Origin of the sequence: Micromonospora sp. NPDC023633 (assembly GCF_040640035.1) — a bacterium.
Classification (GTDB): domain Bacteria; phylum Actinomycetota; class Actinomycetes; order Mycobacteriales; family Micromonosporaceae; genus Micromonospora.
The window spans coordinates 1-8,693 of record NZ_JBFABB010000194.1; the positions used below are offsets into that span (position 1 = coordinate 1).

The 8,693-nt window shown below is 74.4% G+C and carries 8 protein-coding genes, 1 tRNA gene and 1 pseudogene; 5 read left to right on the plus strand and 5 right to left on the minus strand.

Going from position 1 to position 8,693, the window contains the following annotated elements; translation table 11 throughout:
• From AB0G13_RS32665 to AB0G13_RS32680, 4 genes and pseudogenes are all read right to left on the minus strand, one after another.
• A pseudogene (locus tag AB0G13_RS32665) lies at positions 1-265 on the minus strand (radical SAM protein); the annotation flags it as partial.
• 43 nt (positions 266-308) lie between these two features.
• A complete protein-coding gene (locus AB0G13_RS32670; protein WP_357882915.1) occupies positions 309-725 on the minus strand; it encodes a DUF4180 domain-containing protein in 417 nt (138 codons plus the stop codon).
• On the minus strand, positions 718-1,164 hold the full coding sequence (locus AB0G13_RS32675) for a helix-turn-helix domain-containing protein (protein WP_357882918.1): 447 nt from the start codon (positions 1,162-1,164) through the stop codon (positions 718-720). The genes AB0G13_RS32670 and AB0G13_RS32675 overlap by 8 nt, the downstream gene beginning before the upstream one ends.
• A 133-nt stretch (positions 1,165-1,297) precedes the next feature.
• A complete protein-coding gene (locus tag AB0G13_RS32680; protein ID WP_357882921.1) occupies positions 1,298-1,897 on the minus strand; it encodes a DUF6058 family natural product biosynthesis protein in 600 nt (199 codons plus the stop codon).
• A gap of 464 nt (positions 1,898-2,361) precedes the next feature.
• Here AB0G13_RS32680 and AB0G13_RS32685 point away from each other — a divergent pair.
• From AB0G13_RS32685 to AB0G13_RS32705, 5 genes are all read left to right on the plus strand, one after another.
• Positions 2,362-2,434: transfer RNA gene (locus tag AB0G13_RS32685), tRNA-Pro, on the plus strand.
• Positions 2,435-2,671: 237 nt separating this feature from the next.
• Positions 2,672-3,871: an RtcB family protein gene (locus AB0G13_RS32690; RefSeq protein ID WP_357882924.1), complete on the plus strand. Its 1,200-nt coding sequence runs from the start codon at positions 2,672-2,674 to the stop codon at positions 3,869-3,871.
• A gap of 146 nt (positions 3,872-4,017) precedes the next feature.
• Positions 4,018-5,112: an SRPBCC family protein gene (locus AB0G13_RS32695; protein WP_357882927.1), complete on the plus strand. Its 1,095-nt coding sequence runs from the start codon at positions 4,018-4,020 to the stop codon at positions 5,110-5,112.
• Positions 5,113-5,347: 235 nt separating this feature from the next.
• Positions 5,348-6,985 carry a ribosomal protection-like ABC-F family protein gene (gene abc-f, locus AB0G13_RS32700; RefSeq protein ID WP_357882930.1) on the plus strand — a complete coding sequence of 546 codons (1,638 nt, stop codon included), beginning with the start codon at positions 5,348-5,350 and terminating at the stop codon, positions 6,983-6,985.
• A 164-nt stretch (positions 6,986-7,149) separates the two neighbouring features.
• Complete coding sequence (locus tag AB0G13_RS32705) at positions 7,150-7,848, plus strand: SDR family oxidoreductase (protein WP_357882936.1); 699 nt, start codon at positions 7,150-7,152, stop codon at positions 7,846-7,848.
• An 83-nt stretch (positions 7,849-7,931) separates the two neighbouring features.
• Here AB0G13_RS32705 and AB0G13_RS32710 read toward each other — a convergent pair.
• Positions 7,932-8,693, minus strand: a 762-nt coding sequence (locus AB0G13_RS32710; protein WP_357882933.1) for a Gmad2 immunoglobulin-like domain-containing protein, incomplete at its 5' end; no start/stop codon positions are given.

Below are 8,693 nucleotides of genomic sequence, written 5' to 3' on the forward strand. Positions count from 1 at the left end.
CGGTGAGCCGGTTGGCACGCCGCCGCACCACCTCGATGCCCAGGGCCTCGACCCGGTCGGCGATCCGCCGGCCGTGCGGGTGGTCCAGCGCGGCCGGCGTGGCGAAGACCCGGCGCGGCGTCCACCGCCGCGCCGGCCGCGCCGGAGGCGCCAGCCCGGCCAGGTCGCGGGTCGGCACCTGCTCGCCGCTGGCGTCGTGCGGCGCGGGGGGTACGTCGACGGCCAGCGGCTCGTCGACGTCCACCGGCTCGGCGTCCGGCCTCATCCGCGCCGGTTACCCGCCCGGCCGGTCGGCAATCCCGGGACGGTCAGCCGCGCGTCGGTGCCCCCTGCGCCCCGGGTCCGGGTCCGCCGGGTTTCGCCGCCGGCGCCAGCCGGGCGTCGAGGGCGTCGAGGTCGGGGACGAACCACACGTGGCCGGACCGGTTCGATTCCTCCACGAGGGCGCGCAGGGCCGAGCTGGCCGCGAGGTGCCGGCTGATGTCGCCCACGACGACCAGGCGGATCCGGTAGTTGACGAACTTTTGCATGACCTCGCCGGCGAAGCGGGTGCCGAGGGAGAAGAAGGAGGCATCGAGCCGGCTCGCCGGCACGGCGACCACCTGGGCGCCGAGGAAGGCCGAGCCGATCAGGTCCAGCGCGTCCTGCTCGGTGGCCACCGGCGGGCCGGCCGGGTCGCACACCAGCACCGGCACCCCGGCCCGCTCCTGGATGACGTCAGGCACCGTCGGCCTCCCCGGTGAGCAGACCGTTGTCGCCGTCGAGCACGGAGTCGACCAGGCGCAGCACGTCGGCGGTGGCCGAGGCGCCGCCCAGGATCACGATCTTCATACGGTTCCGCTCCTCGTCGTGGACGGTCTGGATGCGCAGCGGGTGCGCGGGGTGGTGGGTGGTGTTCGCCGCGGCCAGGACGAGCGTGGCCAGCCGGTCGGCCGCGGCCCGGTCGACGCCGTCGATCTGCAGGATGCTCGAGACCTCCACCGCCGCGCCGCCGGCGGGTGCCGGTCGGCCGGTCAGCGCGTCGAGGTCGGCGCGGGCGATCCGGTACTGCTTGCCGATCCGCACCGCCCGGAGCCGGCCGGCGCGGATGTAGCCGCGCACGGTGCGCACATGCAGGCCCAGCCGCTCGGCCACCTGCTCGACCGAGTACATTTCTTCACTCATCGCTCCCTAATCTAGTCCAGAAAGGGAAGGATAGGGAAGCCGCTGCGGCGCGGGTGTCGTTCCCACCCGCGCCGGTGGCAGCCCTCGTCGCGCGGCGGCACGCCTCGGCGGCCGCCACCTCGATGTCGTGCCGTCAGGGGCGGTTACGCAGGCGGGTCCGCACCGCGTCGACGTAGGTGTCGCGGGAGGTGGGGCCGCCGAAGCGCAGCCGGTCGTACGGGCTGAACGCGGGCATCAGGGCGTCCAGTTCGTCGACCAGCGCGCAGAGGCGCAGCGCCGTGCCGGCGTCGGTCGGGTCGGCGTCGAGGTCCGCCAGCGCCGCCCGGATGGCCGCCACCAGCTCGTCCTTGCGCCGGATCGTGGCCGGGGCGACCGACCGCAGGCAGACGTACCGGCCGCTGAGATAGGCGTCCCACTCCGCGGCGCCGACGCTCTCCTCGACCCAGTGGCCGGTGAACCACGCCTCCAGCGCGTCCGTCCCGCCGGCCCGCTCGGCGAGCGCGAGCAGGTCCACGGGCACCATCTCCGCGCCGTCGGAGCGCAGGTATCCCGGCAACGGAAGCCGCCGGTCGAGCATCAGCCGGCGTACGTCGTCCGCGTCGCACCCGCGTGCGGCGCACAGCTCGTCGAGCACCGCGAACTGCGCGCTCACGTACGCGTCGTCCGCCGCCGTCATCGGATGGTCGCCGTTGACCTGCCGATACCGTTCCGCCACCCACCGTCTGAGCCGCATCCGAGCCCCTCCTGCCCACGTCGTCGGGGCGGAACGGTAGCGGCCGGACGGTTCGGCGCCGGCCGAACGTTCCGTGGATATCCGTTGCGGTCACCGTCCAGACCCGCCTACCGTCATCGACGCAAGGTCAACCGAACGACCCAGGGGAGTACGCCGTGTCGCAGCGCACCCGCACCGACGCCGCGTGGCCGACGCCGCGCGGTGGTGCCCCGCTGCCCACGGGCAGACGATCCTGCGGGCAGCACCGTCCCGAGCAGGGGCGGCAGCCGGGGTGGCGGCGCGTCTAGCGCCAGCGCGTACGCGCAGCCGCCCACCCCACCGGGGACCGGGCGGCTTTTTCGTCCACCCGATCGCCATCCTTCCCGCCCCGGCCGCGCCCCGGCGACGTCGCCCCGTTCTCAACTCCACAGTGGAAGTGACACCGCGGTCGCCCCGCCTCGGGCCGGCCGTGAGACGACACGTCACCGGGACGAGGGAGCTGGCTGACCCGCTCGCCTTGGGCGCGGGAGACACGGGGTTCGATTCCCCGGTCCCGGACGGCAGGACAGGGCGTCGACCCTGTCCTGACACGGGCCGTTGGAGCAACGGTGCTGATCGCCGGTGCGAATCCGGCCAACCGCTCCACCCGTCGGCCCACGCCCGGCGGGCCGGCCGCGCGCTGGGCGCGGAGTGGCCGTGCAGGCCGCTCTCGCCGGGTTCGATTCCCGGGCGGTCGTCGATCCTTCCGGTCCCGCCGCGACGGCGACGACCAGCCGACGACACGAGGAGACGACGATGAGTTACACCCCGCTCGCGGGCACCCGCGCGCCGGTCCGGGTCTGGACCGACCCGTACGGCATCGAGCCGCAGGCCGCCCAGCAGCTGCGCAACATCGGCGCCCTCCCGTGGGTGGAGGGTGTCGCGGTCATGCCCGACGTGCACTTCGGCAAGGGCGCCACGGTCGGCTCGGTCATCGCGATGCGGCAGGCCGTCTCGCCGGCGGCGGTCGGCGTCGACATCGGCTGCGGCATGTCGGCGGTCCGCACCTCGCTGACCGCCGCCGACCTCCCGGACGACCTGGCCGGGCTGCGCTCGGCGATCGAGGCCACGATCCCGGTCGGGTTCAACCAGCGGGAGAAGCCGGTCGACCCGCGCCGGGTCCGTGGGCTGGAGCAGGCCGGCTGGGACGACTTCTGGCGCCGGTTCGCCGACCTCGACCGGCGGGTGGCGCAGCTGGAGACCCGGGCCCAGCGGCAGATGGGCACGCTCGGCGGCGGCAACCACTTCATCGAGGTCTGCCTGGAGCAGGGCGGCGCCGACGAGGGACGGGTGTGGCTGATGCTGCACTCCGGCTCCCGCAACATCGGCAAGGAGCTGGCGGAGCGGCACATCGCGGTCGCCCGGCGGCTGCCGCACAACACCGACCTGCCCGACCGGGACCTCGCGGTCTTCCTCGCCGGCACGCCGGAGATGGACGCCTACCGTCGGGACCTGTGGTGGGCGCAGGAGTACGCGCGGCGCAACCGGGCGGTCATGCTCGCCCTGCTCTGCGGGGTGGTGCGGGAACAGTTCCCGCAGGTGAGCTACGACGAGCCGATCAGCTGCCACCACAACTACGTGGCGGAGGAGAGCTACGACGGCGTCGACGTGCTGGTCACCCGCAAGGGCGCGATCCGGGCCGGTCGGGGGGACCTGGGCATCATCCCGGGGTCGATGGGCACCGGCTCGTACGTCGTGCGGGGCAAGGGGAACCCGGACGCGTACTGCTCGGCGTCGCACGGGGCGGGGCGGCGGATGTCGCGGGCGCAGGCGAAGCGGACGTACAGCACCGCCGACCTGGCCGCGCAGACCGCCGGCGTGGAGTGCCGCAAGGACGCCGGGGTGGTCGACGAGATCCCCGGCGCGTACAAGGACATCACCCAGGTGATGGCGCAGCAGGAGGACCTGGTCGAGGTGGTGGCGCACCTCAAGCAGGTGGTCTGCGTGAAGGGATGACCGCCGGCCGGCGCCCGGGAGGGGTGGGCGCCGGTCGTGCGCCCCGGCGGCTCGCGCGGCGCCCGCCCCGCCCCGGGCGCCGGCCCCGCGCGGTGGGAGTCCCCCCGTTTGGGTCGGCCCGCGATCGATACCCGTAGAGTCTCGCCGTGACCGAGATCGACGTACAGGTCGACCTGTTCCACCCGGCGGACCGGGTGTGGCGCGCATTGACGGATCGCGCGCTGCTCGCCCGGTGGTTCACCGAGGTCGAGCCGATGGCCGGGGCGCGCGGCCGGTTGCTGCTGTTCACCGCGGGCCTGCCCGGGTTCGACGCCGCCGTCGACGCGGAGGTGACCGAACGGCGGGAGCCGGAGCTGATCGCGTTGCGGTGCCTCGAGGGCGGCCGGCGCAGCCGGTTGGCCTGTGCCGTCGCCCCCACCACCGAGGGGTGCCGGCTGTCGGTCCGCGAGGTGCTGGAGCACGGCAGCTGGTCCGACGAGCAGCGCGAGCGCCGCGAGGAGTCGTACCGGCAGGCGTTGACGGGGCGGCTGCCAGCGATCCTCGACTGGCTGGCCTTCCGGCAGGTCGACCTGCGGCGGGGCGAGGCCGGAATGACCGCCGAGATGCCGGTGACCGAGGCGGTCGGCGACGAGCCGACACGGGCCGGCCGTCGCCGCTGGCCGCTGCTGGTCGCGGCGCTGGCCGGCGTCGTGCTGGCCGCCGGGGCCGCGGTGTGGGCGGTGCTGCCGGCCGAGCCGGACCCCGTCGCCGGCCCCGAGTCGGCGACGTCGCCGACCGCCACGACCACCGCGAGCCGTACGGCGCGCCCGACCCCCTCCGCCCGCCCCACGCGGAGCGCCACGCCGGCCCCCTCCCGCCCCAGCCGGACGCCCTCGGCGACCCCCTCGGCGACGCCCTCGCGTACGCCCACCTCGAGCGCGCCGTCGGCCCCCGCCGTGACCGCCCGCTACGAGACCGTGTCGACGCGGCTCCTCGGCTACACGGGCGAGGTGGTCGTCGACAATCCAGGCAGCGCGGTGGTGAACGGCTGGCGGGTGGTCGTCACGCTGGCCGAGGGCGGCACGCTCACCGACGTCAGCGGGGCCGAGTGGCGCCAGGACGGGCAGGTCGTCACCTTCACCGGGCCGCCCGTGCCGGCCGGCCGCTCGCGGAGCTTCACGTTCGCCGTCCGCGACGTCGACCAGCTCACCAGGGCGCCCGAGGACTGCTCGCTGGGCGACGACCCGTGCGCGGGCCTCTGACGCCGTCGCCGGCGTAGCGCGTGCCCGTCGCACCGGGCCCGCGCTGTTAGGATGGGCGCGAGTGATCGGAAGAGGGAGACCAGACGTGGCGGGTGACGACGACATTTCCGGGTGACACCGGAAGTGCCCGGCCACCGGCAGGCGTTCGACCGCCGCCGTCGTGGCCACGGGCCGTCGTTCCCCGAGTCCCGTCCCAGGGCGCCCGGCGCGCCCGCGTCACCCCGAGGGTTTCCGCATGTCCGATGCGTTCATCATCTGTTCGCGCCTTTCCTTCTCCTGGCCGGACGACACCCCGGTCTTCGAGGAGCTGTCGTTCACCGTGGGCGCCGGCCGCACCGGCCTCGTCGCGCCGAACGGCGCCGGCAAGACCACGCTGCTCAAGCTGATCGCCGGGGAGCACCAGCCCACCGGTGGCTCCGTGACCGTCGACGGGGTGCTCGGCTACCTGCCGCAGAGCCTCCCGCTGGCCGGCGACCTGACGGTGGCCGAGGTCATGGGGATCGCGCCGGTGCTCGGGGCGCTGCACGCCATCGAGTCCGGGGACGGCGCCGAGGAGCACTTCACCACGGTCGGCAACGACTGGGACATCGAGGAGCGCACCCGCGCCCAGCTGGACCGGCTCGGCCTCGACGACGTGGCCCTCAGCCGGTCCCTGCACACCCTCAGCGGCGGTCAGGTCGTCTCCCTCGGCCTGGCGGCGCAACTGCTGCGGCGGCCCGACGTGCTGCTCCTCGACGAGCCCACCAACAACCTGGACCTCGACGCCCGCCGCAGGCTCCACGCCGCGCTGGAGGGCTGGACCGGTTGCCTGCTGCTGGTCAGCCACGACCGGGCGTTGCTGGACCGGATGGACCGCATCCTCGAACTCGACCGCAGCGAGATCCGCTCCTACGGCGGGAACTTCACCGCGTACGAGGAGGCGGTGCGCGCCGAGCGGGAGGTCGCGGAGAAGAACGTCCGCCACGCCGAGCAGGAGGTCAAGCGGGAGAAGCGGGAGATGCAGCAGGCGCGCGAGCGGGCCGAGCGCCGGGCCGGCAACGCCGCCCGCAACCTCAAGAGCGCCGGCCTGCCGAAGATCTTCGCCGGCACGATGAAGCGGGGCGCCCAGGAGTCGGCGGGCCGGTCGAACGAGACGCACGCCGCGCGGGTCAGCGACGCCAGGGCCCGGCTCGACGAGGCGGGCCGGGCCCTGCGCGAGGAGCAGCGGATCACGCTGGAGCTGCCCGGCACCAACCTCCCGGCCGGTCGCACGGTCTTCCACGGCGAGGGCATGCAGGTCCGCTACGGCGACCGCGCCCTGTTCGCCGGTGACGGCGTGGACCTCACGATCCGGGGGCCCGAGCGGATCGCGCTCACCGGTCCGAACGGCGCCGGCAAGTCCACTCTGCTGCGCGTGCTCGACGGCGAGGCGCAGCCGGCGGAGGGCCGGATCAGGCGGGCCGACGGCCGGATCGCGTACCTGTCCCAGCGGCTGGACCTGCTGGACCTCGACCGCACGGTGGCGGAGAACCTGGCCGCGTACGCGCCCGCGACGCCGGAGGCGCAGCGGATGACCCTGCTCGCCCGCTTCCTGTTCCGGGGCGCCCGCGCCCACCTCCCGGTCGGGGCGCTCTCCGGCGGCGAGCGGTTGCGCGCCACCCTGGCCTGCGTGCTGTTCGCCGAACCGGCACCGCAGTTGCTCCTGCTGGACGAGCCGACCAACAACCTGGACCTGGTCAGCGTCGCCCAGTTGGAGAGCGCGCTCGACGCGTACGAGGGCGCGTTCGTGGTGATCAGCCACGACGAGCGGTTCCTCGCGGCGATCGGCGTGGACCGCTGGCTGCGGCTCGCCGACGGCCGGCTGCGGGAGACCGGGGCCCCCGGCGGGGACTAGGTCGGACCGCTCGGGGATGACGTGCGGGATCCCGCGCCACCCACCCGGGCCCGGCCGATGGCCTCTCCATCCTGCGCACCCGGCCCGGCGCATCGTCAACGACCAACCACCACAAGACAGGACACGCCCCCTACTAGGCTGTGTCTGTGCAGGCGGTGGCGTTGGTGACGGGGTCTGTGTCGGGGATCGGGGCGGCGACGGCGCGGCGGTTGACGGCGGACGGGATGACGGTAGCGGTCCATTCGCGGTCCAGTCGCTCAGCTGGGATGGCGTTGGCCAAGGAGCTTGGCGGGTCGTATCACCAGGCTGATCTCGCTGACGACGTGGCGGCCGCTGGGTTGGTGCCGCGTGTGCTGGAGCAGCATGGGCGCCTCGACGTACTGGTGAACAATGCCGGCATCAGCTGGCCGGTGCCGCATGCGGATCTATCGGGGTTGACCGCTGAGGATTGGCGCCGGCTGCTCGATGTGAACCTGATCGCCCCCTGGTTGTTGTGTACGGCGGCGTTGCCGGCGCTGCGGGAGTCGGGCGGATGCATCGTGAACGTGACCAGCCATGCCGGGGTCCGGCCGAAGGGAAGCTCGATCGCGTACGCCGCCAGCAAGGCCGCGCTCAACCATGTGACGAGGTTGCTGGCGGCGGCGCTCGGACCCGATGTTCGCGTCAACGCGGTGGCTCCCGGGCTCGTCGACACGCCGCTCACTGCCGACTGGACTGACGCGCAGAAGCTGTGGAAAAGCTCGAGCCCGATGCGCCGGGCCGCTCAGCCCTCTGACGTGGCGGACCTGATCTCCATGCTTGTCCACCACTCGTACGTCACCGGCGAAGTGATCCTCCTAGACGGAGGTCTGAACCTCCGCTGACTCTGTCGGCGGGTCCAGCGACGTGGCAGGAAGGCGAACTGCCGCTCACCGTTGCTCGTGGCGGGCCGGCCGGTGGGCGCGGTTCAGGGTCGTGCCGGCGTGAGGGTGACGGGCACCGCGACGATGTGCCGGCGCGTCCCGTCTGCCGCCGAGACCTCGTACGCCTCGATCGTGCCGGGTTGCTCCCGCTCCACCTGGTAGGCGACGGCGACCCGGAAGTCGCCCCGGCAGCCGGTGCCGCAGGTGGCCGTGGTGAAGGTGGTCGCCACCGTCCGGCCGGCGGCGTCGAGCACCCGGACCGTGACGGTGGCCTCGAACACGTCGGCGGTGCCGGTGACGGTGACCGGGCTGCCGACCCGTGCGCCGATGGCGGGGCCGGTGACCACGACCGGCTGCAGCAGGTCCGCGTAGTCGGCCCGGCCGACCGGGGGACCGGCGGCGAGGCGGACCTGCCGCACGGTGGGGAACTGGGTGAGCGTGTAGACCACCTGCGCCTCGCGCAGCCGCCGCGCCACGGCGTCGCCACCGGCCGGGGCGGGCGCGACCGTGGCCACGCCGTCGGCGATGCCGGTGACCTCGCCGCCGGCCAGCAGGGTGGTCAGCCCGGTGGCGGCCTCCACCGGCGTCGGGCCGGCGGCCAACTCGGTCAGCGCCAGGCGGGACGTCGCCACCGTAGCCGGCCGGGTACGCCGGGTCGGCGCGATCCGCCCGTGGCGGACGTACCACAGCTCGACGGTCACCGTCCGGGGGCGCGCCGGCCCGGCGGTGGTCGGCGCGGGCGGCACGGGCGGCGCGGAGCGGCTCGGCCCGGCCGGCGGTCGCGGCGCCGTGCTCGGCGGCGGGGG